This is a genomic window from Microbacterium sp. Leaf151 (assembly GCF_001424225.1).
Classification (GTDB): domain Bacteria; phylum Actinomycetota; class Actinomycetes; order Actinomycetales; family Microbacteriaceae; genus Microbacterium.
Map to the genome: position 1 here is coordinate 243,352 of NZ_LMOR01000002.1, position 24,301 is coordinate 267,652.

Annotated in this window: 22 protein-coding genes; 16 read left to right on the plus strand and 6 right to left on the minus strand. The window is 70.3% G+C overall.

Annotation, left to right across the window (positions count from 1 at the left end; all coding sequences use genetic code 11):
* Positions 1–146: 146 nt before the first annotated feature.
* Positions 147–1,460, minus strand: coding sequence for an LLM class flavin-dependent oxidoreductase (locus tag ASF76_RS05200; RefSeq protein WP_055954032.1), 1,314 nt, complete (start codon positions 1,458–1,460; stop codon positions 147–149).
* A complete protein-coding gene (locus ASF76_RS05205; RefSeq protein WP_055954035.1) occupies positions 1,457–2,767 on the minus strand; it encodes an O-acetylhomoserine aminocarboxypropyltransferase/cysteine synthase family protein in 1,311 nt (436 codons plus the stop codon). The genes ASF76_RS05200 and ASF76_RS05205 overlap by 4 nt, the downstream gene beginning before the upstream one ends.
* Before the next feature lie 228 nt (positions 2,768–2,995).
* Between ASF76_RS05205 and leuC the strand changes: the two genes are divergently transcribed.
* The 6 genes from leuC (at position 2,996) to ASF76_RS05235 (ending at position 9,393) form a co-directional block, all read left to right on the plus strand.
* Positions 2,996–4,495, plus strand: a complete 1,500-nt coding sequence (gene leuC, locus ASF76_RS05210) for a 3-isopropylmalate dehydratase large subunit (protein WP_055954039.1) — start codon at positions 2,996–2,998, stop codon at positions 4,493–4,495.
* A gap of 1 nt (position 4,496) precedes the next feature.
* A complete protein-coding gene (leuD, locus tag ASF76_RS05215; RefSeq protein WP_055954042.1) occupies positions 4,497–5,093 on the plus strand; it encodes a 3-isopropylmalate dehydratase small subunit in 597 nt (198 codons plus the stop codon).
* 63 nt (positions 5,094–5,156) lie between these two features.
* A complete protein-coding gene (gene murA, locus ASF76_RS05220) occupies positions 5,157–6,530 on the plus strand; it encodes a UDP-N-acetylglucosamine 1-carboxyvinyltransferase (protein WP_055954044.1) in 1,374 nt (457 codons plus the stop codon).
* Positions 6,527–7,276: a lysophospholipid acyltransferase family protein gene (locus tag ASF76_RS05225; protein ID WP_055954047.1), complete on the plus strand. Its 750-nt coding sequence runs from the start codon at positions 6,527–6,529 to the stop codon at positions 7,274–7,276. The genes murA and ASF76_RS05225 overlap by 4 nt, the downstream gene beginning before the upstream one ends.
* Positions 7,266–8,408 (plus strand): NAD(P)H-dependent glycerol-3-phosphate dehydrogenase, encoded by a 1,143-nt coding sequence (locus tag ASF76_RS05230; protein WP_055954050.1) that lies wholly within the window; start codon positions 7,266–7,268, stop codon positions 8,406–8,408. Before ASF76_RS05225 ends, ASF76_RS05230 begins: the two co-directional genes overlap by 11 nt.
* Positions 8,308–9,393 carry a D-alanine--D-alanine ligase family protein gene (locus tag ASF76_RS05235; protein ID WP_082484882.1) on the plus strand — a complete coding sequence of 362 codons (1,086 nt, stop codon included), beginning with the start codon at positions 8,308–8,310 and terminating at the stop codon, positions 9,391–9,393. Before ASF76_RS05230 ends, ASF76_RS05235 begins: the two co-directional genes overlap by 101 nt.
* Positions 9,394–9,614: 221 nt before the next feature.
* Here ASF76_RS05235 and ASF76_RS05240 read toward each other — a convergent pair whose 3' ends face one another.
* Positions 9,615–10,118 carry a DUF3515 family protein gene (locus ASF76_RS05240; protein WP_055954057.1) on the minus strand — a complete coding sequence of 168 codons (504 nt, stop codon included), beginning with the start codon at positions 10,116–10,118 and terminating at the stop codon, positions 9,615–9,617.
* Positions 10,119–10,143: 25 nt separating this feature from the next.
* Here ASF76_RS05240 and thiL point away from each other — a divergent pair, with 25 nt between their 5' ends.
* Positions 10,144–11,148 (plus strand): thiamine-phosphate kinase, encoded by a 1,005-nt coding sequence (thiL, locus tag ASF76_RS05245; RefSeq protein WP_055954061.1) that lies wholly within the window; start codon positions 10,144–10,146, stop codon positions 11,146–11,148.
* 28 nt (positions 11,149–11,176) lie between these two features.
* Here thiL and rsmD read toward each other — a convergent pair whose 3' ends face one another.
* Complete coding sequence (gene rsmD, locus ASF76_RS05250; RefSeq protein WP_055954065.1) at positions 11,177–11,740, minus strand: 16S rRNA (guanine(966)-N(2))-methyltransferase RsmD; 564 nt, start codon at positions 11,738–11,740, stop codon at positions 11,177–11,179.
* A gap of 221 nt (positions 11,741–11,961) precedes the next feature.
* Here rsmD and ASF76_RS05255 point away from each other — a divergent pair, with 221 nt between their 5' ends.
* The 6 genes from ASF76_RS05255 to mutM all read left to right on the plus strand — a co-directional run bounded on the left by ASF76_RS05255 (position 11,962) and on the right by mutM (position 17,231).
* A complete protein-coding gene (locus ASF76_RS05255) occupies positions 11,962–14,148 on the plus strand; it encodes an ATP-dependent DNA helicase RecG (RefSeq protein ID WP_055954068.1) in 2,187 nt (728 codons plus the stop codon).
* Positions 14,149–14,189: 41 nt separating this feature from the next.
* Complete coding sequence (gene coaD / locus ASF76_RS05260; RefSeq protein ID WP_055954072.1) at positions 14,190–14,687, plus strand: pantetheine-phosphate adenylyltransferase; 498 nt, start codon at positions 14,190–14,192, stop codon at positions 14,685–14,687.
* Between the two features lie 251 nt (positions 14,688–14,938).
* Complete coding sequence (locus ASF76_RS05265) at positions 14,939–15,433, plus strand: YceD family protein (protein WP_055954074.1); 495 nt, start codon at positions 14,939–14,941, stop codon at positions 15,431–15,433.
* A gap of 2 nt (positions 15,434–15,435) precedes the next feature.
* Positions 15,436–15,645 carry a 50S ribosomal protein L32 gene (rpmF, locus tag ASF76_RS05270; RefSeq protein WP_019179169.1) on the plus strand — a complete coding sequence of 70 codons (210 nt, stop codon included), beginning with the start codon at positions 15,436–15,438 and terminating at the stop codon, positions 15,643–15,645.
* 10 nt (positions 15,646–15,655) lie between these two features.
* A complete protein-coding gene (gene rnc, locus ASF76_RS05275) occupies positions 15,656–16,348 on the plus strand; it encodes a ribonuclease III (protein ID WP_055954077.1) in 693 nt (230 codons plus the stop codon).
* Entirely contained in the window at positions 16,341–17,231 is an 891-nt protein-coding gene (mutM, locus tag ASF76_RS05280; protein WP_055954080.1) for a bifunctional DNA-formamidopyrimidine glycosylase/DNA-(apurinic or apyrimidinic site) lyase, read from the plus strand. Before rnc ends, mutM begins: the two co-directional genes overlap by 8 nt.
* Positions 17,232–17,327: 96 nt before the next feature.
* Here the strand turns inward: mutM and ASF76_RS05285 are convergent, their stop codons facing one another.
* Both ASF76_RS05285 and ASF76_RS05290 read right to left on the minus strand, forming a co-directional pair.
* Positions 17,328–18,410, minus strand: a complete 1,083-nt coding sequence (locus ASF76_RS05285; protein ID WP_055954083.1) for a GNAT family N-acetyltransferase — start codon at positions 18,408–18,410, stop codon at positions 17,328–17,330.
* Between the two features lie 68 nt (positions 18,411–18,478).
* Complete coding sequence (locus ASF76_RS05290; RefSeq protein WP_055954086.1) at positions 18,479–18,760, minus strand: hypothetical protein; 282 nt, start codon at positions 18,758–18,760, stop codon at positions 18,479–18,481.
* A 433-nt stretch (positions 18,761–19,193) separates the two neighbouring features.
* Between ASF76_RS05290 and smc the strand changes: the two genes are divergently transcribed.
* The 3 genes from smc (at position 19,194) to ASF76_RS05305 (ending at position 24,241) form a co-directional block, all read left to right on the plus strand.
* Positions 19,194–22,739, plus strand: a complete 3,546-nt coding sequence (smc, locus tag ASF76_RS05295) for a chromosome segregation protein SMC (RefSeq protein WP_055954089.1) — start codon at positions 19,194–19,196, stop codon at positions 22,737–22,739.
* A 4-nt stretch (positions 22,740–22,743) separates the two neighbouring features.
* Positions 22,744–23,616 (plus strand): signal recognition particle-docking protein FtsY, encoded by an 873-nt coding sequence (gene ftsY, locus ASF76_RS05300; protein WP_055954091.1) that lies wholly within the window; start codon positions 22,744–22,746, stop codon positions 23,614–23,616.
* A gap of 124 nt (positions 23,617–23,740) precedes the next feature.
* Positions 23,741–24,241 carry a DUF2004 domain-containing protein gene (locus tag ASF76_RS05305; RefSeq protein ID WP_055954095.1) on the plus strand — a complete coding sequence of 167 codons (501 nt, stop codon included), beginning with the start codon at positions 23,741–23,743 and terminating at the stop codon, positions 24,239–24,241.
* Positions 24,242–24,301: the final 60 nt, after the last annotated feature.

A 24,301-nucleotide genomic window follows, 5' to 3' on the forward strand; every position in this document is an offset into this window, starting at 1 on the left:
AAGGACCCTGAGCCCGTCGAAGGTCCGGGGCCCTGCGGTCCCGGGCGGCTTCGACAGGCTCAGCCAGCCGGGTCACTGTCGGTCTCAGAGCCCGTCCGCGGTGCGCACCGCGCCGCGTGGGACGTCGAAACCACGGCATCCGGAACCTAGAACGCGCGCAAATTCGCCTGCAGGCCGCCGTCGACGTACTCCTCGCGGAGGATCCCGCGCCGCCGCAGGATCGGCACCAGATCGTCGAGCACGCGGTGAACGGTGACCGGGTGGAGGTCGCCCCACAGCAGCACGCCGTCGTTGCCCCACGTGCCGAGTTCTTCGATGCGGTCCGCGAATTCGTCGGCCGTGCCCACGAACCCGGTGCCGTCGTTCAGGCGCCCGAGGCGCGCGTGCGCGGCGAGGATGGCCCGCAGCGGCGCGTCGGGTTCGTGCTTCCCGACGAGGCGCTTGATGCTGCCCTCCGACACGTGTTCACCGAAGATCGACCGGTCGAGGGGCCTGTCGAGGTCGAGTCCCGTGAGGTCGGTCTCGAGATCGCTCGACTGCTTTCGGGCGATGGCGACCAGTGCCTCCTCCGAGGGATCGGCGGATGCCGCGACCAGGCGGTCGGCCTCCTCCGGCGACGACACGATCACCGGCTGGATCGCGAAGAGGATCTTGATGTCGGAGGGGGTGCGCCCGGCGGCGACGGCGGCGTCGTGGATGCGCGCCCGGTAACCGCGGATGCTGGCCTCGTCGAGCGGGGCCAGCGCCAGCTGCACGTCGGAGTTGTGCCCGGCGAACGACAGTCCGCGGCCCGACCCGCCCGGAGAAACGACGGCCGGCTCGCCGTCGGTGAACGGCACGGCGTTCAGCGGGCCATCGAAGCCGTAGTACTCGCCGCGGTGGCGGGTGGCATCCAATCTCGTTCCGTCGGCGTAGACGCCGGATTCCTCGTCGGCGACGAGGGCGCCCTCGCCCCAGCTGCGCCAGAGATCCCGGATGCCGCCGAGCCACTCCTCGGCCCGGTCGTACGCCGCGTCATGTCCGAGCTGCGGCGCGGACGAGAAGTGTCGCGCGCTGCCCGTGTCGGTCACGACGTTCAGGCCGAGGCGGTGCCCGCTGAGGTGCTGCAGCGTCGCGAATTGACGGGCGGCCGTGTACGGCAGATACGCCGCGGGGTTCACCGTGGGAACGACGCCGAGGTGCCGGGTCGCCGCGAACAGGTACGGCGCGAGCAGGAGCGGGTCGTGCTTCGGGCCGCCGAACGCGTGGCGCACGCGCAGGTCGATGGTCTCGGCGCTGCCGAGCGAGGGGGCGTCCTCGATGATCAGCAGGTCGAAACCGGCCTGCTCGAGCGTGCGGGCGGAGTCCTGGTACAGACCCGGCTCGGTCCAACGATGGTTCCACCGCAGGTACGGGTGGCCCCATCCGTGCGGTCCGAAGCCGCGCGCGAGGAACCAGCCGAAGTGCTGGAGGCGGGTCACAGCACGACCGTCTCGCGCTCGAGGGCGGGCACACCCACCAGCGCCTGATCCAGATCGGCGAGGATGTCGTCGATGTCCTCGATGCCGATCGACAGGCGGATCGTGCCGGGGAAGACGCCCGCGCGCTCGCGCTCCTCGACGGTGCGCGCCGAGTGCGAGGTGCTCTGCGGGTGCAGCACGAGCGAGCGCACGTCGCCGAGATGGGTCATGTGCGTGATGAGCTTCACCGACTGCACGACGTGCCGCGCGGCTTCCAGACCGCCGCTCAGGGTCACCGTGAAGACCGAGCCGCTCCCGCGCGTGAGGTAATGCCGCCCCAGCTCGTGGTGGGGGTGCGACTCGAGGCCGACGTAATCGACGCGCTCCACCTCGGGGCGCCCCTCGAGCCACCGCGCCACGGTCAGCGCATTCTGCGATTGGCGCTCCACCCGCAGGCTCAGCGTCTCGATGCCTTGACCGATGAGGAAGGCGTTCAGCGGCGAGGGCGCGGGACCGAAGCGCGGGGCGACACTCTCGCGGATGTAGGCGCCTCGGGCGCGGGCCCCGTGCTTCTCGGCGTAGCTGGCGCCGCCCAGGCGATCGGTCTGCACGAGGTGGGTGAAGCGGTGACCGGATGCCGCGGCGTCGAAGCGGCCGTCGTCGACGATGACACCGCCCAGCACCGCCCCCTGGCCCGCGAGGAATTTGCTCGCCGAGTGCACGACGACGGCGGCGCCGTGCTCGATCGGCCGCAGCAGGTACGGCGTCGTGAAGGTGCTGTCGACCACGAGAGGGATGCCGTGCTCCCGACCGATCGCCGAGATCGCCGCAACGTCGAGCACGTCGTTGCGGGCGTTGGAGAGCGTCTCGGCGAAGAACGCCCTCGTGCGCGGGGTGATGGCATCCCGCCAGGCGTCGAGGTCGGACGTGTCGACGAAGGTCGTCTCGATGCCCAGTCGCACGAGGTTGTCGAGGAGCAGTCCGCGCGTTCCCTCGTAGATGTGCTCCGAGACGACGACGTGATCGCCGGCACCGGCCAGGGCCAGCAGCGCCACGGTCACCGCGGCCTGGCCGCTGGAGACGAGCACGGCCTGATCGCCGCCCTCGATCGAGGCGAGACGCTCCTCGACCGCGTGCACGGTGGGGTTGCCGGTGCGGGTGTAACCGAAGCCGGTGCCCGCGCCGAAGTGCGCGGCCGACTCGTCGAGGTCGCGGAACGTGAACCCGGCGGTCAGGTAGATCGGCATCGCCCGCGGGGTGGCGGGAGCGGTGGCGGAGCCGGCGTGCACCTGTCGTGTCGAGAATCCGGTTTCGGCGTCTGCGGCCATGGGGCACGCTCCTTCCTACGGGTCGGCCCAGGCTCGCACGCGAGTGCGCGCAACGTCCAAACATGCGGCGTCGTGTTACGCGGGAGCTGCCGACCGGCCCGGTGGTATCGTGACGAGGTGCGGATCGCCGGCCTCCTCCTTAGCGGCCGCGACGAGACCTTGTTCTAGGCCTTTCTCGTCGCGGAGTTCGTCGCGGGCCTCACACCCCTCCCGAGGAGAAACGCAAACATGAGCACCATTCCCGAGAACCCTCGCACCCTGGCCGAGAAGGTCTGGGACGACCACCTCGTCGTCAAGGGCGAGAACGGTCAGCCCGACCTCATCTACATCGACCTGCACCTCGTGCACGAGGTCACGAGCCCCCAGGCGTTCGATGGTCTGCGCGCCGAGGGGCGCCCCGTGCGCCGGCTCGATCTGACGATCGCGACCGAAGACCACAACACCCCCACGCTCGACATCGACAAGCCGATCGCCGACCTCACCAGCCGCACGCAGATCGAGACGCTGCGCCGCAACGCCGCCGAGTTCGACGTGCGCATCCACTCGCTCGGCGACAAAGAGCAGGGCATCGTCCACGTCGTGGGTCCCCAGCTCGGGCTCACTATGCCGGGCATCACCGTCGTCTGCGGCGACTCGCACACCTCCACGCACGGCGCGTTCGGCGCCATGGCGTTCGGGATCGGCACGAGCGAGGTCGAACACGTGCTCGCCACGCAGACCCTGCCGTTGAAGCCCTTCAAGACGATGGCCATCACGGTGGAGGGCGACCTCAAGCCCGGCGTCACCGCGAAGGACATCATCCTCGCGATCATCGCCAAGATCGGCGCGAACGGCGGCCAGGGCTACGTGCTCGAGTTCCGCGGCAGCGCGATCCGCTCCCTCTCGATGGAGGGGCGCATGACGATGTGCAACATGTCGATCGAGGCGGGCGCCCGCGCGGGCATGATCGCCCCCGACGACACGACCTTCGCCTACGTCAAAGACAAGCCGCACGCCCCGCAGGGCCAGGACTGGGACGACGCCGTCGCCTACTGGCGCACCCTGCCGAGCGACGAGGGCGCCGTCTACGACGCCGAGGTCTTCCTCGACGCAGCCGACCTGGAGCCGTTCGTCACCTGGGGGACGAACCCCGGCCAGGGCGTCTCGCTGTCGGACGTCGTGCCCACCCCGGCCGACTTCGCCGACCCCAACGAGCGTGCCGCCGCTGAGCGGGCGCTGGAGTACATGGACCTCGCCGCCGGCACCCCGATGAAAGACATCCCGGTGGATGCCGTGTTCATGGGCTCGTGCACCAACAGCCGCATCGAAGACCTCCGTGCGTTCGCCTCCGTCATCCAGGGCCGCACCAAGGCCGAGAACGTGCGCGTCATGGTCGTGCCGGGCTCGGCCCGTGTGCGCCTCGAGGCCGAGGCCGAGGGACTCGACAAGGTGTTCGTCGACTTCGGTGCGGAGTGGCGCTTCGCCGGGTGCTCGATGTGCCTGGGGATGAACCCCGACCAGCTCGCACCGGGGGAGCGCTGTGCCTCCACCTCGAACCGCAACTTCGAAGGACGGCAGGGCAAGGGCGGACGCACGCACCTGGTGTCGCCGCTGGTCGCGGCGGCCACGGCTGTCCGCGGCACCCTGTCGAGCCCCGCCGACCTCGACCCGATCTCGAGCGACGGCACCCTGATCACCGGCGGTGCCGCCCGCGCCGACGAGACCGTTTCGACCGGGGCGGAGGCCTGACATGGAGAAGTTCAGCACCCACACCGGTGTCGCCGCCCCGCTGAAGCGCTCGGCCGTCGACACCGACCAGATCATCCCGGCGGTCTTCCTCAAGCGCGTCACCAAGACCGGCTTCGACGACGCCCTCTTCGCCAACTGGCGCCAGGACCCCGACTTCATCCTCAACCAGGACGCCTACCGCTCGGCATCCGTCCTCGTCGCCGGTCCCGACTTCGGCACCGGCTCCAGCCGAGAGCACGCCGTCTGGGCGCTGCGCGATTACGGCTTCCAGGTGGTGCTGAGCCCGAAGTTCGCTGACATCTTCCGCGGCAACTCCGGCAAGCAGGGCCTCGTCACCGGCGTGATCAGCGAAGACGACCTCGAACGCATCTGGGCGGTGATCGAGGCGCAGCCCGGCATCGAGATGACCGTCGATCTGCAGGCCAAGACGGCGACCGTCGGCGATCTCCAGGTCTCGTTCGACATCGACGATTACACTAGGTGGCGGCTTCTCGAAGGGCTCGACGACATCGGGCTCACGCTGCGTGACGAAGACAAGATCACGCAGTTCGAGGCGCGCCGCGAGGCATGGCGGCCGCGGACCCTCCCGGTCCGCTGAGCCCGATCGACCCGATCGGGTCGACTCGCCGCCCCTCGTCAACGAAGTGAGGTCCACCCCCCTATGAGCACACTCGTCACCGATTCCGGAGACCGCATTCCCGGGCAGCCGGACTGGGAGGAGGCCGAGACCCTCACGATCCGCGGCGGTCGCCCGCTGCGCGGCACCGTCGAGGTCAAGGGGGCGAAGAACCTCGTCACGAAGGCGATGGTGGCGGCGCTGCTCGGCGACACCACGAGCACGCTGCGCGACGTCCCCATGATCAGCGACGTCAAGGTCGTGCGTTCGCTCCTCGAGGTGCACGGCGTGACCGTGACCGAGGGCGACGAAGAGGGCACACTCCACCTCGACCCCTCCGGCGCGGTCGCCGCGCACTTCGAGGAGATCGACGCGCACGCGGGTGCCTCGCGCATCCCCATCCTTTTCTGCGGGCCGTTGCTGCACCTGCTCGGCGAGGCGCTCATCCCCGACCTCGGTGGATGCCGCATCGGCGACCGACCGATCAACTTCCACATGGACGCGCTGCGCGCCTTCGGTGCGGTCGTCGACAAGAGCTACGAGGGCATCCGCATCACGGCCCCGAACGGGCTGCACGGTGCGAACATCACGCTGCCGTACCCGAGCGTCGGCGCGACGGAGCAGGTGCTGCTGACGGCCGTGCGCGCGAAGGGCGTGACGGAGCTCCGCAACGCCGCCATCGAGCCCGAGATCATGGATCTCATCGCGGTGCTGCAGAAGATGGGCGCGATCATCTCGTACGAGCCCAACCGCGTCATCTTCATCGAGGGCGTCGAGCGTCTCGACGGCTACGACCACCGCGCGATCTTCGACCGCAACGAGGCCGCCTCGTGGGCGTGCGCTGCCCTTGCCACCGACGGTGAGATCTTCGCCAAGGGCGCCCGCCAGCAGGACATGCTGACCTTCCTCAACGTCTTCCGCAAGGCCGGCGGGTGGTTCGACGTCCGCGAAGACGGGATCCTGTTCCGTCGCGGTGACGCGCTCAAGCCCGTGATGGTCGAGACCGACGTGCACCCCGGCTTCATGACCGACTGGCAGCAGCCGCTCATCGTCGCCCTCACCCAGGCGTCGGGCACCTCCGTCGTGCACGAGACGGTGTACGAGAACCGCCTCGGTTTCACCGAGGCCCTGAACAAGATGGGCGCCGACATCGTCGTGCACCCGAAGGGACTCCACAGCGCCGACCGTCGCGTTCCTCGCCGCGACCTCGAGCAGGCCGCCGTCATCAACGGACCCACGCCCCTGCACGCGGCCGACGTCGAGGTGCCCGACCTCCGCGGCGGGTACAGCTACGTCATCGCGGCCCTCGCCGCGCAGGGCGAGTCGACGGTGCGCAACATCGGCATCATCCGCCGCGGTTACGAGAAGTTCCTCGAGAAGCTCACCGCCCTCGACGCCGATTTCGACGTCGCGGGATGAGGTCGGCGACCGCGACCCCCGAGACGAGTCGCCCGAGCGTCTTCTGGCCGCTCGCGGCGATCATCGTGCCCGCGGTGGGGCTCTTCGCCCGGATCGAGATCCGCGGCGCCGAGAACCTGCCCCGCGAGGGGGCCTATGTGCTGGCGCCGAACCACAATTCCGAGTTCGACCCGCTCGTCGTGGCCGTCGCCGTGTGGCGACTCGGCCGCGCCCCCCGGTTCATGGCGAAAGAGAGCCTCTTCCGTGTCCCCGTGCTGGGTGCGGCGCTGAAGGCCACCGGCATGGTTCCCGTTCCGCGCGCGTCGTCGGGGGCCAACCAGTCGATGAAGGCCGCCGAGCAGATCGCGCGCGACGGTCGGGGAGTCATCGTCTACGCCGAGGGCACGCTGACCCGGGACCCCGACCTGTGGCCGATGCGCGGCAAGACCGGCGCTGTACGCCTCGCCCTGGCGGGCGGTCTCCCGCTCATCCCGATGGCGCAGTGGGGCGTGCAGCAGATCCTGCCGCGCTACGGGAAGCTGAAGTTCCCCCGGCGCTCCCACGTGATCGTGGAGTTCGGACCCGCGCTCGACTTGGCCGAGCACGCGGCGACGCCGACACAGCCTTCGACGCTGGTCAAGGCGACCGACACGATGATGAACCGTGTCGCCGACATGCTCGGCGGCATCCGGGGTCTTCCCGCACCGACCGAACGCTGGGACCCGTCGAAGCACGGGCAGAACGAGACGGGGCGCCTTGAGCCGTAAGAACGTCGTTCCCGCGGCGGGACCCAAGGTCGCCGTCATCGGCGCCGGCAGCTGGGGCACGACGTTCGGCAAGATCCTCGCCGACGGCGGAGCCTCAGTCGTCATGTGGGCACGCCGCCCGGAGCTGGCCGCCGAGATCACCGAGTCCAAGCGCAACAGCCGGTACCTCGCGGGCATCAATCTGCCGCGGACCATGACGGCCACCACCGACCTCGCCGAAGCGCTGCGCGGCGCCGAGCAGATCTACCTGTCTGTGCCGAGCCAGTCGCTGCGCGAGAACCTCGCCGCGATCAAGCCGTTCGTCGAACACACCGACGTGCCGATCGTCTCGCTCATGAAGGGCGTCGAGAAGTCGACGGGCCTGCGCATGAGCCAGGTCATCGAGCAGGTTCTGCAGTGCGACCCGGCGCGGATCGCGGTGGCATCCGGCCCCAACCTCGCCCTCGAGATCGCGCGCGAGCAGCCCACGGCGGCCGTCATCAGCTCGCTGAGCCCCGAGACCGCCGAAGCGGTGGCCCGGCGCGCGCGCAACCGGTACTTCCGCTCGTTCGTCAACACCGACGTGATCGGTACCGAATTCGGCGGAGTGCTGAAGAACCTCATCGCCGTCGCGATCGGAATCGTCGACGGCGTCGGCTACGGCGAGAACACCAAAGCCTCGATCATCACGCGCGGGCTCGTCGAGATGACGGATTTCGCCGTGGCGCAGGGTGCGAAGCCCGAGACGCTGCAGGGTCTCGCCGGTCTCGGCGACCTCATCGCCACGTGCCAGTCGCCGCTCAGTCGTAACAACACCGCCGGGCGACTGCTCGGCCAGGGGTACGGCTACAAAGAAGTCGTGGCCCAGATGCAGCAGACAGCCGAGGGCTTGGCATCCGTGGCCCCCGTGCTCCAGCTCGCGAAGCAGGTCGGCGTCGACATGCCCATCGTGCAGCAGGTGAAGATGGTGCTCGACGGCACCATGGACCCGCGCGACATCGCGCCGCACCTGACGACAGACGACGACCAGCCGCAGGGCGAGAGGACGCAGAATGACCAAACCGGTGGTGGTAGTGCTCTTCGGCGGGCGCTCCAGCGAGCATTCGATCAGTTCCGCCACGGCGGGCGGGGTGCTGCGGGCGATCGACCGTGACCGCTTCCGGGTGATCCCGGTCGGCATCACGCGCGAGGGCGCCTTCGTGCTCGAAGACGACGATCCCGACAAGTTCGCCCTGCGCCCCGAGGCTCTGCCCGAGGTGGTCGACAACGGCTCCCGCGTGCGACTTCCCGACTCGACGCTGACGCGCGAGTGGACGGTGACGGATGCCGAGGGCACGCGGTCGCTCGGAGACGTCGACGTCGTGCTGCCGATCCTCCACGGCCGCTTCGGGGAAGACGGAACGGTGCAGGGCCTGCTCGAGCTGCTCGGCATCCCGTACGCCGGCGGCGGCGTGCTCATGTCGGCGATCGGCATGAGCAAGAACGTCACGAAGCAGGTGCTCCGCTCCGCGAACGTGCCGGTGGTGCCGTGGGTCGCGGTGACCCGCGCCGACCTCGCGCGCGACCGCGCGCTGTGGGAGCGCCGCATGCGCGCCCTCGACCTGCCGGTGTTCGTCAAGCCCAATGAGGCGGGTTCGAGCGTGGGCGTGACGAAGGTATCGCGGTGGGAAGACCTGGACGCCGCTCTCGACACGGCCTTCGCCGAAGACCGCCTCGCACTCGTCGAGCAGGCGATCGTCGGGCGCGAGCTCGAGTGCGGTGTGCTGCCCGGGCGCGACGGGGGACCGGTTCGCGTGAGCGTCGCCGGCGAGATCGTCGTGACGGGGCGGGAGTTCTACGACTTCGAGGCGAAGTATCTGGACGCTCCGGGAGTCGACCTCGTGTGCCCAGCCGAGCTCGCCGAGGGCGAACTCGCCGAGATGCAGCGCATTGCCGCGACGGCGTTCGAGGCGATCGGCGGGCAGGGCCTCGCGCGTGTCGACTTCTTCTACACCGGAACCGAGTTCTACGTGAACGAGGTCAACACCATGCCGGGGTTCACGCCGATCTCGATGTTCCCCACGTGCTGGATCGCCTCGGGGCTCTCGTACCCCGACCTCATCAGCGACCTGCTCGACGCCGCGCTCGAGAAGGCCTGAGGCCCGTCGCCCCGTCGCAGTTACGTGCGGTGCACAATGACGGGTGAAGTGGGCGACACGCCGTGGACGGATGCCGGGTGGCGGCGTGTCGACGGGCAGCCCCGCCGTTGTGCTCGTGGCATCCGCTCGAAGACGGGGCCCGTGGCATCCGCCCCATGACGGGGACCGCGGCACCCGCTCCACGACGGCCCGCGGCATTCGCTCGGCGGCTACGGCTACGGCTACGGCGTCGGCGCAGGCGAGGCCGCCACGTCGGATGCCGCGGTGCAGACCGAACCCGTCGGCTGCAGGTACTCGCGGATGAGGGGCCCGAGCGCCTGGGCGACGTCGCCGCTGCTCGCGGTGCCCTGGTTCAGGAACACCTGGATCGCGGGCTCGCGACCGTATGTCGTCAGGGTGAAGAGCTTGTCGGCGGCCTGCGACTCGTCGACGAGCCAGTCCACGCCGTCGAACGAGCGGCACGGCAGTGTCGACGGCGCCGGGGGTTCGAGACCGCAGGTCATCAGAATGGATGCCGGATCGCCCCAGGCACCCGTCGCCTGCGCGTCGGTCCAGCGGCGTTCCTGGCCCGAGATGCTCTCCGGCAGACGCGAGATCACCGAGGCGCACGCGGGGTCGTTGGCGAGCTTCGCGGGTTCCATCGCCACCGTGGTGCTGCACGCCGCGAGCCCTGGAACCAGGGCGAGGACGGCGAGGAGTGCGAGGGAGCGGGAGGAGCGGGGCACCCGTCCAGGCTAATAGCGTGGGGGAGTGACCGACGCCGAGCCCGACCGTGAAACAACCGTGGGGGAGCTGTCCGAGGGGCAGATCCTACGGGGCATCCTCGACCGCCTTCCGCCCTCCAGCGCCCCGGTCGGCCCGGGTGACGACGCCGCTGTGCTGGCCGTTCCCGACGGTCGGGTCGTCGCCAGCACCGACACGCTGGTGCACGGCCCCGACTTCCGACTGGCGTGGTCGTCGCCGTTCGACCTCGGTTTCAAGGCGGCGGCGGTCAACCTCGCCGACGTCGCCGCGATGGGGGCCCGGCCGATCGCCCTGCTCGTGGCGTTGGCCATGCCCGATACGACGCCCCTCGCGTTCGTGCGCGGATTCGCGGACGGCCTCGCGGCTGCCTGCGCGGAGCTGGCACCCGACTGCGCCGTCGAGGGTGGCGACCTCACCGTCTCGGACACGCTGACGATCGCCGTCACCGCCCTCGGCAGTCTCGACGGTCGCGCCCCCGTGCGCCGGTCGGGTGCCCGGGTCGGCGACGGCGTCTACGTCATCGGGGAGCTCGGCGAGGCGGCCCGGGGCCTCGACGTGCTGTTCGAGAGGTTCGTGGATACCGACGGCGCCCCCGTCGCCCTCACGGACGAGGCGCGTGCCGCCCTCGACCCCGCCGACGCGAAGGCGCTGTCGAGCCAGCTCGCCCCGCGCCCGCCGCTGGACGAGGCGTTGAGGGCGGCGGCATCCGGAGCCACCGCGATGATGGACGTCTCGGACGGCCTCGCACTGGACGCGACACGCCTCGCTGACGCGTCGGGCGTGACCATCGCCATCGACTCGAGCGCCCTCGGCGATGACCCCGCGCGGGCGCTCGGCGGGGGAGAGGACCACGGCTTCTTGGTGACCTTCCCCCCGGATGCCGAGACCCTCGGTCGACGCATCGGGAGCGTGCAGCAGCGCGGAGCGGCGGCGATCGAGGTGGACGGCGCGGCGTGGACGGGCCGCGCCGGGTGGGACCCTTACCGGGACTGGGACGCCGGTCGGGGCTGACTCGGGTGCCGCCGGGGGTCGGCGCCGCTCACAGGCGAGGTCGTCCCCACCACATCGTGGTGTCGCCGTAGTTGCGATCGCGCTCGGGCACCAGACCGGCAAGAGCCCAGTCGGGCGCCGCGGACCGCTTCGCGCGCTCGACGATGACGACGGCATCCGGGCTCAGGTGGGGCGCGAGGGCGACGAGGGCCTTCGCGAGGTCGTGGTCGGCGATGTCGTAGGGCGGATCGAGGAACACCAGGTCCCACTCGTCGGCGGATGCCGCCAGATAGGTGGTGACGTTCGCGCGGTGAACCCGCGCCGGGGCGGCGACGCCCGCGGCGCGCACCCGCTCGGCGTTCTTGCGGATCAGTGCGGCGGCCGGGGCCGACAGCTCGACGAGGTCGGCGGAGGCGGCACCGCGGCTGAGGCTCTCCAATCCCAGCGCTCCGGAGCCCGCGAAGAGGTCGGCGACCCGGGCGTCGTCGAGGACGCCCGCCGACTCGAGTGCTCCGAACAGCGACTCGCGCACTCGGTCGCTCGTCGGGCGGGTGCCCTTCGGCGGGACGTCGAGAACGGTGCCGCCCGCTCGGCCGGAGATGATGCGCGTCACCGGTCCAGCCTAGGGTCGCGGATGCTGTCGGTCCTGGCAGCGGGGCATTCGGTGCGGCCGTCGGGCCCATCCGCGAGACTGCATCTCGCCGACAAGTCGGTTGCAGGTTGCAGTCGCTTCGTCAGCGTCATTCAGTCTCACGGTGGGAGGACGTGCCACAGCCGGCTCGCGCCGCGCGAGGTCGGGCGGCGATGTCGGGCGCCCTGCCTAGACTCGTCAGCATGCCCGGTCTCTCGCTCGCCTCCCGGCTCGACGGCGCCGTGGGCGGCAAGACGGCGTCGGCGTTCGACCGCGCATTCGGCATGAAGACCGTGGGTGAGCTGCTCGAGCACTACCCGCGCCGCTACGCCCGGCGCGGCGAGCTCACCCCGATCGCCTCGCTGCCGCTAGGCGAACCCGTCACGATCGTCGCCGAGGTCGTCAGCGCCTCGGAGCGTCGCATGCAGAACCGACGCGGCTCGCTCCTCGAGGTCGTGATCAGCGACGGCGACGGGCGCATGTCGCTGACGTTCTTCAACCAGCCCTGGCGACTGAAAGACCTCACTCCCGGACGGCGGGGCATCTTCTCGGGCAAGGTCGGCGAGTACCGGCGGCAGACCCAGCTGACGAACCCCGACTACGAGCTGTTCGACGACATCGCCGAAGCCCGCGCCGAGGCCGAGGTGACGGCGAAGAGGCCCATCCCCATCTATCCCGCCACCAGCTCCGTTCCCAGCACGCTCGTACAGAAGACGATCGCCGTCGTCCTCGACGCACTCGGCGACGTCGACGACCCGCTCCCCGACGACCTCCGTACCCGGCGGGGACTCCTCCCCGCTCGTGCGGCGCTCGAGAGCATCCACCGACCCGAGAACGACGACGACATCCCTCCGGCGGTGGCGACCCTGCGCATGCACGAAGCCTTCGTGCTCCAGACGGCACTGTTGCAGCAGCGTCAGTTCGTCCGTGCGCTCTCGGCGACGAAGCGACCCGCAGCGCCGGGCGGTCTGCTCGAGCGATTCGACGCGATCCTTCCCTTCGACCTGACTCCCGACCAGCAGAACGTCGGAGCGCAACTGGCCGCCGACCTCACGGGCGACTGGCCCATGAACCGTCTCGTGCAGGGCGAGGTGGGTTCCGGTAAGACGCTCGTCGCTCTGCGGGCGATGATGCAGGTGGCCGAGTCGGGAGGGCAGTCCGCCCTGATCGCCCCCACCGAGGTGCTCGCCGGTCAGCACCTCCGCTCGATCGCGCGCATGCTCGGTCCCGAACTCGCGCCGGAGCTCATGCCGACGCTGCTGACGGGGCAGATGCCCGCGGCCGAGCGACGCCGGGCGGCATTGCGTGTGGCGTCGGGGCAGGCGCGGATCGTCGTCGGCACGCACGCGCTCCTGAGCGCCACAACGACCTTCGCCGACCTCGGGTTCGTCGTCGTCGACGAGCAGCACCGCTTCGGCGTCGACCAGCGCGAGGCGCTGCGTTCCAAGGGCGACTCTCCGCACACGCTCGTGCTCACGGCGACGCCCATTCCGCGCACGGTCGCCATGACGGTGTTCGGCGACCTCGACGTCTCCACGATCCGCACGATGCCGGCCGGGCGCGCCGGCATCCAATCGTTCGTCGCGCCGCTGGCCGAGAAGCCGAGCTGGTTCGCGCGGGTGTGGGACCGCGTGGCGGAAGAGGTCGCGCAGGGCCGCCAAGCGTTCGTCGTGTGCGCGGCCATCGACGCCGAACAGCTCGCGACCGACGACAAGACCGACGAACCCGCCGACGCGCCCGACGGGGCAGCCCCCGCGGCGGGGGAGAGCAGCCGGACGCGGTGGGGCGTCGTGCAGGTCGAGGCGCTGATCTCGCGGCTTCCGGGCTTCGCCGGCATCCGCGTGCAGATCCTGCACGGCAAGATGCCGTCCGATGAGAAGGACGCCGTCATGCAGGCGTTCGCCCGCGGCGACATCGACGTGCTCGTGGCGACGACCGTGATCGAGGTCGGGGTCGACGTGCCGAACGCCTCGACGATGGTCATCCTCGAGGCCGACCGCTTCGGCGTCTCGCAGCTGCACCAGTTGCGCGGCCGCGTCGGTCGTGGCGGGGTCCCGGGCCTCTGCTTGCTCGTGACCGAGGCCGCCCCCGGCACGTCGTCCCGTTCGCGGGTCGAAGCCGTGGCATCCACCCTCGACGGCTTCGCCCTCGCCGAGGTCGACCTCGAACTCCGCGGCGAGGGCGATGTCCTCGGCGGAGCGCAATCGGGCGCCCGATCGTCGCTGCGTCTGCTGCGGGTGGTGACCGACGCCGACCTCATCACCGAGGCGCGCGCCGAGGGGGAGCGCCTCCTCGCCGACGACCCCGCGCTGGTGCGGCATCCCGGACTCGCCGCCGCCCTCGAACGCCGCGTGGGCGTCGAAGAGCGTGCCGCGCTGGCGAAGTCCTGAACGCCGGGCTCTCCGTCGCGTCGCGTCGATAGGCTGACGGCATGGATCCCCGGATCGCCGTCGTCCCCGGCTCGTTCGACCCGCCCACGCTCGGTCACCTCGACGTTATCCGTCGTGCCGCCGGCCTCTTCGACCAGCTGCACGTGCTCGTCGTGCACAACCCCGGCAAAGAGGCGATGCTGCCCATCGCCGAGCGCCAACGTCTGCTCGAGCAGTCGATCTCGGAGGCGGGTGTCGAAGGAGACGTGATCATCGCGGCGTGGAGCGTGGGCCTCCTCGTCGACTACGCCACCGATGTGGGGGCGAAAGTGCTGGTGAAGGGCATCCGTTCGCAGGTCGACGTCGCGTACGAGACCCCGATGGCGATCGTCAACCGCGACCTCGCACACGTCGAGACGGTGTTCCTGCTGCCCGATCCCTCCCACGCCCTCGTGTCGAGTTCGCTCGTGCGACAGGTGGCCGGCCTCGGTGGAGACGTGTCGCCCTACGTCCCGCCCGCCGTCGCGCGCTACCTCGACACCGGCGCCCGCGGCATCTGACCCCCCCCCGCCCGCGGGTGCGAGGTGGTCCGCCTTCCACGCGTAAACGCGATCTCTGCGCAGAAACACGCGCTCGTCGTGTTTCTGCGCGCAAAAAGCGTTTATGCGTGTTCGCTCGTGCGACGCCGCACCGCTGCTCGTGCCGCCGGCCCTCGCCCAGGGGCGCGCGGGTAGCATGGACGACCGTGAGAACCCGTCGACCCGGCCCCTTCCAACTCCCCGTCCGCGACATCGAGCACCATCCCGGTGAGATGCGCGAGCACAGCCTCGACCTCCCCACCCCCGAGAAATGGGGGGAGGGCCTGCTGTCGATCCCCGAGGGCGAGATCCTCGAACTCGAGGTGCGGCTGGAGTCGGTGCACGAGGGGATTCTCGTCTCGGGCACCGTCGACACCACCGCCACGGGCGTGTGCGGACGCTGCCTCATCGACATCGACGAGCCTGTCGAAGTCGAGTTCCAGGAACTTTTCGCGTATCCTGGGCACGAAGCGAGTGACTTCGACGTTCAAGACGACCACGTGGATCTTGAAAATCTGGTCCGGGATGCCATTGTCCTGTCGCTTCCGTTCCAGCCGGTGTGTCAGCCGGACTGCCCCGGGCTCGACCCGAACACGGGCGAGAGGCTGACGAAAAACACCGGCGACACGGAGCAGACGCCTGTCGACAACCGATGGGCTGCGCTCCAGCAGTACACCCCAGACGACGGCGATGCGCTCCGCGCCGCCCCCAAGACAGAGAAGAGCTAGTCATGGCAGGTAACCCCCCGAAGCGGAAGGTCTCCCGCTCCAACACCCGCTCGCGTCGCGCGCAGTGGAAGGCCGAGGCCCCCACGCTGGTCAAGACCATCGAGAACGGCAAGGTCGTCTACAGCCGCCCTCACCAGGCGAAGGTCGTCACCGACTCGCAGGGCACCGAGCTCTTCCTCGAGTACAAGGGCCGCAAGGTCGCCGACGTCTGATCGGCGATTCATGACGCGTAACAACGTCGAGCGCGCTGCGCTCACTGAGAAGCTCGGGGTCGACATCGACCCCGAGCTTCTTTCTCTTGCCCTGACGCACCGCTCGTACGCCTACGAGAACGGCGGCATCCCGCACAACGAGCGCCTGGAGTTCCTCGGCGACTCGGTGCTCGGGCAGGCCGTCACGGTGCGTCTATTCACACGGCATCCGGAGCTCGAAGAGGGGGGCCTCGCCAAGCGTCGCGCCAGCGTCGTGTCGACCGTCGCCCTCGCCGAGGTGGCCCGCAGAATCGGGCTCGGGGCATTCGTGCGCCTCGGCCGCGGTGAGATCCTCACCGGCGGGCGCGACAAGGACTCGATTCTCGCCGACACGATGGAGGCGCTCATCGGAGCGACCTTCCTGTCGGCGGGTCCTGAGGCGGCGACAGCCATGGTGCTGCGAATGGTCGAGCCGCTGCTCGCCGACCCCGAACGCTACGGCGCCGCGATGGACCCCAAGACGAGCCTGCAGGAAATCGCCGCCCGGTTGGGGCTGCTCGCACCGGTGTACACGGTGGATGCCACCGGCCCCGATCACGACCGTCGTTTCACGGCCACGGTCACCGTCGGCGAGCTCGCCACGACGGGAAGCGGATCGAGCAAGAAGCAGGCCGAGATGGCCGCCGCCCTCACGGCGTGGCGCGAGCTCGACACCCGTGCCTGAGCTCCCCGAGGTCGAGGTCGTGCGCGCCGGCCTCGAGCCCGCCGTCGCCGGGGCGCTGATCACGTCCGTCGACGTGCGCGACGAGCGCGCGTTGACGCGGCACACCGGGGGAGCGGCCCACTTCGAGGCTGAACTGACGGGCCGGCGGATCGCCGCCGCCGTCCGTCGGGGCAAGTTCCTGTGGATGCCGGTGGCCGGCGACGAAGCGATCGTCACGCACCTGGGGATGAGCGGGCAGATGCTCCTGCGCGTCCCCGGCGCTCCGGAAGAACGTCACGAGCGCATCCGCATCGAACTCGAGCATCCCGTGCACGGACCGCTGTCGGTCGTCTTCGCCGACCAGCGCACCTTCGGCTCGCTCGCGCTCGACGAGCTCGTGGACACGCCCGACGGCGCCGCGGGCGGACGCGGGTCCGACCTGGCGCGTGTGCCGTCGCAGGTGGCGCACATCGGTCGCGATCCGCTCGATCTGGCTTTCGACGCGGCACGATTCCGCGCGAGGCTGGGCCGCACGGCGTCAGGGATCAAACGCGTGCTCCTGGACCAGACGGTCGCCAGCGGTATCGGCAACATCTACGCCGACGAATCGTTGTGGGCGTCGCGTATCCACCCCGAGACGCCGGGCTCCGATCTGCCCACTCGATCGGTGAACCGCTTGCTCGGCGAGGTGCGGGCGGTGCTCGAGAAGGCGTTGGCCGAGGGGGGCACGAGCTTCGATGCGCAGTACGTGAACGTCAACGGCCAGGCCGGATACTTCGCCCACTCGCTCAACGCCTATGGGCGCACGGGTCAGCCGTGCCCCCGGTGCGGGCGCCCGATCGTGCGCGTGTCGTTCATGAACCGCTCGAGCCATTTCTGCCCGTACTGCCAGAAGCGGCGCTGATCCCCGGCCCGCGCCCGGGACCGACCGCACGAGTCGCCCGAATGCGGCGTCGGGGACGGTCCCGGGCGACGTGGCCTGACGACTCGCGCCGTGGGGTCAGGAGAGGTTCTTCTGCCACACGCCCTCGTACGAGATCGGGGTGAAGCCCACCCGCTCGTTAATCGAGAGCATCGGGCGGTTCTCCTCCGCGTTGTAGGTGATCACGCGCGGCGAGTCGGGGGCGACGTCGCGCCACGCGAGGAGGCCGGCGCACTTGACCAGCAGGCCCAGGCGGTGTCCGCGATGGGAGGCCACCACGAGGGTGTCCTCCTGCCCCGTCACCGCCGTGCGGTCCTTGCCGATGACGAGCTCGTTGAACGCGGCGAGCTCTCCCGAGTCCACGTGCTGCGCCGCGGTCACCAGCATGTGGCGACCCGCGTCGAGGTACGTGGCCTCGTGGCGACGGAGCCGAGCAGCATCCCACACCTCTTCGTCGACGTCCAGGTCGGCGGACGGCGCGTCCGTCGCCATGCGCGACTTCATCCAGGCGAAGGAGTCGACGAACTCGTCGGGCGTGGGCAGCGTCCACTGCACCACGCGATACCCGGCCGCCGCGGCCTCGGCCTCGGCGAGGAGGGCGCCGAGGCGTGGGCGTGCGTCGGCGAGATCGAGCGTGCTCACGCGCACGATCTGCTCGAGCGTGCAGCCGGATGCCAGCAGGAACCGCGCCGAGTGATCCTTCGGCACGGCGCCGAACCCCGTGGGTGCCGCCAACTGCGGTCCCTCGGCGGCAGGGTGCGCCGCCCACGACTGCAGGACCGTGCGTCCGTGGGCGCGGGCGAGGGGCTCGATCATGGCGAAGGCGGCGCGACCGATGCCCTGACCCCACGCGGACCGGCGTAGTTCGATGAGGTACGACCCGGTGCGGGCGCCGTCCTCCTGCGGGAGGTCGAGGCCCGCGCGACCGACGACCTCGCCGTGGAACACGGCGATCCACGAGAACCGCTTCACCTCCGGCCGGGGCTGGAACAGGGGGAGCAGTTCATCGGCGGGCATCGACTCGTCGTCGTGTCCGGAGATCTCCTCGTAGACGAGGTTGCGCAGGCGCACCATCTCGCGGAAGTCGGCGGCATCGTCGTCGTCGATGGATGCCGGGATGTGAAGGGGCCGCAGCTCAAGGCCGGCGGGAAGGGAGTACATGTGGGTGCTTTCGGTTCGGAAGAGATGTCGTGGGGTGGGGCCGGCCGGGTGCGGTCGGCCCCACGGGATCACTGCGGCGGCCGGATGAGGGCGGCCGTGCGGTGCCAGGCGCGTTCACGCGCGGCGCGTTCGGCGTCGGCTGCGCGGCGACGGTGCGCCTGGTCGGCACGGTGCGCGAGCGTTCGGCTGCGAGCGGCGTGACGCGTGAGCAGCCACAGGCCGAGGCGCAGCGACAGCCGGTCGAGCAGGCCGAGCGGCTGGTCGGTGGCGGTGTCGATCGTGATCGTGGACGGGGTGGGAGGGAGCGCGGCCGAGGCATGCTGCGGCGCGCGCGCGAACAGGGCGTTCATGCGGAGGCTCCGTGGAGGCGAAAGCGAGTGAGGGACGCGACGAGCGCGTAGCAGGATCGTGGAGATCCGGGCGAGCAGCGGTGTGCTCGCGGGAAGCGGAGACGCGGGGCGTCTCTACGCGACGGGGTCAGCCCTGGAGATGGGGCATGCCGACGGCGGTGGTCACTCCAATGGCGGGTGCGGACAGCACGGGGGCGGCGATGAAGCCGGTGGCGGTGAAGCCGGTCGTGATGCGAATCATGGTGTGACCTCCTTTCGACGTCGGTTGCGACCCCCGACGCTAGCGGAGGTCGTCACCGAAGGTCAAGCGATTTCCCAGAATCGGTCGACGTCCGGGCGCGTCGTGAAGGTGAGCGCGGCCCGCCGCCGCGGTTTTCCGCGGATCCTCGACTAGCGTGAGGCGAGGATTCGACCGGGCGGGAAGGCGGGTGACATGCATCTGAAAAGCGTGACGCTCAAAGGCTTCAAGTCCTTCGCCCAGTCGACGACCTTCGCGCTCGAACCCGGTGTGACCTGCATCGTCGGGCCGAACGGATCGGGCAAATCCAACGTCGTCGACGCTCTCGCGTGGGTGATGGGGGAACAAGGCGCCAAGACCCTGCGCGGCGGAAAGATGGAGGACGTCATCTTCGCCGGTACCTCGACCCGCGGCCCGCTCGGGCGCGCCGAGGTTCAGCTCACGATCGACAACGGCGACGGTGCGCTGCCGATCGACTACAGCGAGGTCACCATCAGCCGGACGCTGTTCCGCACCGGCGCCAGCGAGTACGCCATAAACGGTCAGACGTGCCGCTTGCTCGACGTGCAGGAGCTGCTGAGCGACTCGGGCCTCGGTCGCGAGATGCACGTCATCATCGGTCAGGGCCGGCTCGACACGGTGCTGCAGGCGACCGCCGAGGACCGCCGCGGCTTCATCGAAGAGGCCGCCGGCATCCTGAAGCACCGGCGCCGCAAAGAGAAGACCGTACGCAAGCTCGAGGCGATGGAGACCAATCTCACCCGCCTCAGCGATCTCGCCGGCGAGTTGCGCCGACAGTTGAAGCCCCTCGGAAAGCAGGCGGAGATCGCGCGGGAAGCCGCGACCATCGCCGCCGTCGTCCGGGATGCGAAGGCGCGACTCTACGCCGACGACCTCGTGCGGCTGCGCACGCAGCTGGCCGATGCCGCCCGCGCCGAGAGCGAGCGGCACACCGAGCGCCTCGGTCTACAGGAACAGGCCGATGGTCTGCGCCGGCGCGTCGAGCGGCTCGAGAACGATCAGCGCTCGGAGGCCGTCGACCGCGCGCGCAGCGTCTCGTTCGGTCTCGAACAGGTGCAGGAGCGCCTGCGCGGCCTGTACTCCCTGGCCGGTCAGCGCCTCACCCTTTTGACCGACGACGGCTCCGATACCCCAGGCTTCGCCCCGACCGTGTCGCAGAGCACCATCGACGACGTCCGGGCCGAGATCGACGACATCGCCGCGGGTCTCGGCGATGCGCAGGATGCCGCGGCCGAGGCCGCCCGCGCCGTCACGCGCGCACGCGCCGACCTCGATGCCCTCGATGTCGACATCGCCGCGCAGAGCGCCCTCGTTTCCGAGCACGACCTGAAGATCCAGGCGCTCCGCGGCACGGCGGATGCCGCGAACTCCGCCCTCGCGGCGGTCCGGGCCGGTGTCGACAGGCAGCAGCGGGCGCTCGATGCGGCCCTCACCCGTCGGGCCGATGCCGAACGGGCCCGCGCCGAACTCGACCCCGACGTGGTGCCGGAGGCATCCACCGACGAGCACGCCGCGGCCTACGACCGGGCTCAGCGCGATGCGAACGACGTCGAGTCGAAGGTCGCCGGACTGCGCGAACGCCTCCACGCCGCCGAGCGCGAGCGCGACGCCCTCAGCGCGCAGACGACCGCGCTCGGCCGTGCCCTCGACCTGCGCAACGCGGCAGCCGACCTGCTCGCCGTCGGCGGACGGGGCGTGCGCGGCCTCGTGGGCGACGATGTCAAGGTCACCGCGGGATACGAGGCGGCCATCGCCGCGGCCCTGGGATCGCTGGCCGAGGGACTGCTCGTGGACGATGCCGCGGCGGCCTTCTCCGCCGCGCGTGACGCGCGCGAGGGTGACCTCGGCGTCGTCGAGATCGTCATCGCCGGCGCTGCGGCACCCGACGGATCCCCGGCGGACGCGGCGACGGGGATGGCGGGGGCCGTTCCCGCGACCGAGGTTGTCATCGCGTCGCCGGGGGTGCTCGGCATCCTGACGCGGACGGTGATCGTCGACGACCTCGCCACCGTCCGCGAGGTGCAGGCGTCGCTGCCGTCCGAGGTCACCGTCGTCACCCGAGCCGGGGAGGTCGCGACGGCCCGGACGCTCCGGGCCGGGTCGGGGTCGGGACGGTCGCGGCTGGAGCTCGCCGCCGAGCGCGATGCGGCAGCCGTACGGCTCGATGAGATCGTCGTCATCGCCGATTCCCTGCGCGAGGCCCTCACCGACGAGCAGCGCGCGCTCACCGACGCCCGACACCGCACCAAAGAGTCGCTGTCGACTCTGCGCGCCCACGACGCCGCGCTGGCGGCCCACGCCGAGAGGGTCAACCGCGTCACGGTGCGGCACGAGGCGGCGGTCGCCGAATGCGATCGCCTCGCCGCGGGTCTCGCTCAGACGGAGACCGCGGTGGCCGAGGCCGAAGACGTCGCTCGTCGTGCCGACGACGCGCTCGAGCGCGCACTCGAGGCGCCGCGCCCTCTGCTCGACGCCTCGGCGCGCGAGGGCATGGCCGCCGAGGTCGACGCCGCGCGCGAGACGGAGATGCGAGCGCGTCTGGACATCGAGGCGCTGAAGGAGCGCGTGCGGGCGGGGGAGGCCCGCATCGTCCAGCTCGAGCAGCAGCGCGAGCGCGAACGTGCGGCCGCGGCGGAGGCCGCCCGTCGCGCGGTGCTCCGGCGCGCCCAACGCGAGGTCGCCGCGGAGGTCGCGAGTCACCTTCCCGCGCTTCTCGACTCGGTCGACCGTTCCGTCAGCCAGGCGCGGGTCGAGCTCGCGGCAGCGGAGTCGGCGCGCACCGCGATCACCGAAGAACTGGCACGCGCCCGCGCCGATGAAGCGGCCGTGCGGGAGCGTCTTGCGCGCCTCACCGAGAGCGTGCACGGCCTCGAACTGCAGATGCACGAGAAGAAGCTCCACGTCACGAGCCTGCTGGAGCGCGTTCAGTCCGAGCTGGCGCTCGATGAAGACGTGCTCGTCGCAGAGTACGGCCCCGATCAGCTCGTTCCCGTCGAACGGGACGGTGACGGCGACCCGTTCGATCGCGCGGCTCAGAAGCGTCGGCTCCAGGATGCCGAGCGCAAGCTGTCGCAGCTGGGCCGGGTCAACCCGCTCGCGCTGGAGGAGTTCGCGGCCCTCGAGCAGCGGCACGCCTTCCTCACCGAACAACTCGCCGATCTGCAGCAGACCCGCGCAGATCTGCAGACGATCATCGCCGACCTCGACGAACGGATGCAGACCATCTTCGTCGCCGCGTTCGAGGACACCCGCGTCGCGTTCACCGAGATCTTCCCCATCCTCTTCCCGGGGGGCTCGGGCAGCATCTCGCTCACCGACCCCGACTCGCCGTTGACCACCGGCATCGAGGTCGCCGTGCGCCCCGTGGGGAAGAAGATCGAGCGACTGTCGCTCCTGTCCGGCGGCGAGCGGTCGCTCGCGGCGGTGGCGTTCCTGACCTCGATCTTCACCGCGCGGCCGAGCCCGTTCTACATCCTCGACGAGGTCGAAGCGGCCCTCGACGACGCGAACCTCGGGCGTCTTCTCGGCGTGTTCGAGAAGCTGCGCGCGAGCAGTCAGCTCATCGTCATCACCCACCAGAAGCGCACGATGGAGATCGCCGACGCGCTGTACGGCGTCTCGATGCGCCAGGACGGCGTGTCAGCCGTGGTCGGGCAGCGCGTGGGCGATCGTGCGGCCGTCCGCGCCGCCGCCCCGGACGAGGCCGCGCCCGTAAGCTGAAGCAATGGCTGAGAACTCCTGGTCGCTGGGCCGCGCGCTGCGCGGGTTATTCGTCAAGCCCACGATCGACGAGACGACGTGGGACGACCTCGAGACGGCGCTGCTCACCGCCGACTTCGGCCCCGACGTCACCGAGCGCCTGATCGACGAGTTGCGCGAGAAGGTGGAGCGCTTCCGCACCACCGATCCGCGCGACCTGCAGCGGATGCTCCGTGAGACGCTCGAGGAGCATTTCGCCAAGTTCGACACGACGCTCCGTCTTACTGAGCGTCCCGCGGTCGTGCTGGTCGTCGGCGTCAACGGCGTGGGCAAGACGACCACGATCGGCAAGTTCGCCAAGTTCCTCCAGCGTTACGGCCGCACGGTCGTCGTCGGCGCGGCCGACACCTTCCGCGCCGCGGCGGTCGACCAGCTCGCGACGTGGGCCGAGCGCGGGGGAGCGACCATCGTGCGCCCGCAGCACGAGGGTCAGGATCCGGCATCCGTCGCCTTCCAGACCGTCGCCCACGCCAAGGAGACCGCGACCGAGATCGTGCTGATCGACACCGCCGGGCGCCTGCACACCAAGGGCGGCCTGATGGACGAGCTCGGCAAGATCAAGCGCGTGATCGAGAAGCAGGCGCCGATCAGCGAGGTGCTCCTCGTGCTCGATGCGACGACGGGACAGAACGGTCTGATGCAGGCGCAGGCCTTCCTCGACAGTGCGGGGGTCACGGGTCTCGTGCTCACCAAGCTCGACGGGTCGGCCAAGGGCGGGTTCGTGCTCGCCGTGCAGGAGCTCACCGGTATCCCGGTCAAGCTCCTCGGGCAGGGCGAGGGCATCGGCGATTTGACGGGCTTCACCCCGCACGTGTTCGCGGCCTCGCTCGTCGACTGAGCAGGGTCACGCGCCACGCGGGGTGCTCGCGCAGGCGGCCCCTCGCGGATCCGTGCCCATACCGCACGGCGAGCTGCGGGCGGGTCGTCTTCCCGAAGCCCGGACGGACTGCTTACATGGAGGCATGGCCATCGAGCACGACTTCTTCGGACTCCTCGAATCCGGCCCCGACGGGTCGATCTTCTGGAGTGAGAACGTGGAGTTCGGTGACCAGAGCGTCACCGTCGACCTGACGGCTCCCGATCAGGACGACGTGTCCGTCGAGGCCCTCGACGTCGCGGCATCCATGGTCTCCTCGCTCGAGTCGATCGATCTCGCCGCTCGCAACGCCATGGTCGATGAGCTGGACTCCCGCACCAGTGAGGTGACCGAGTACGTCCTGCAGCAGCAGGCGACCCTCGGCGAAGAGCTCGACGACCTCCTCTCCGATGTGAGCGGCGACACGCACATCGACGTCATCAAGGCGCTGCAGCTGATGAGCATGACGATTCTCGCCGACGAGCACGGTGGCGCCGACCCGTTCGCGGTCCTCGAGTACGCCCTCGATCCGGATGCCACCGACGACGTGCTGCTGGTCAACCTCGCCTCCGACGGTCGCGTGCAGTCGGTCACCAGCGCCGATTGAACGCGCAGACCCCGCGCGTCACACCGCGCTCGGATCCGCGCTCCGTCAGCGGCGGGTGAG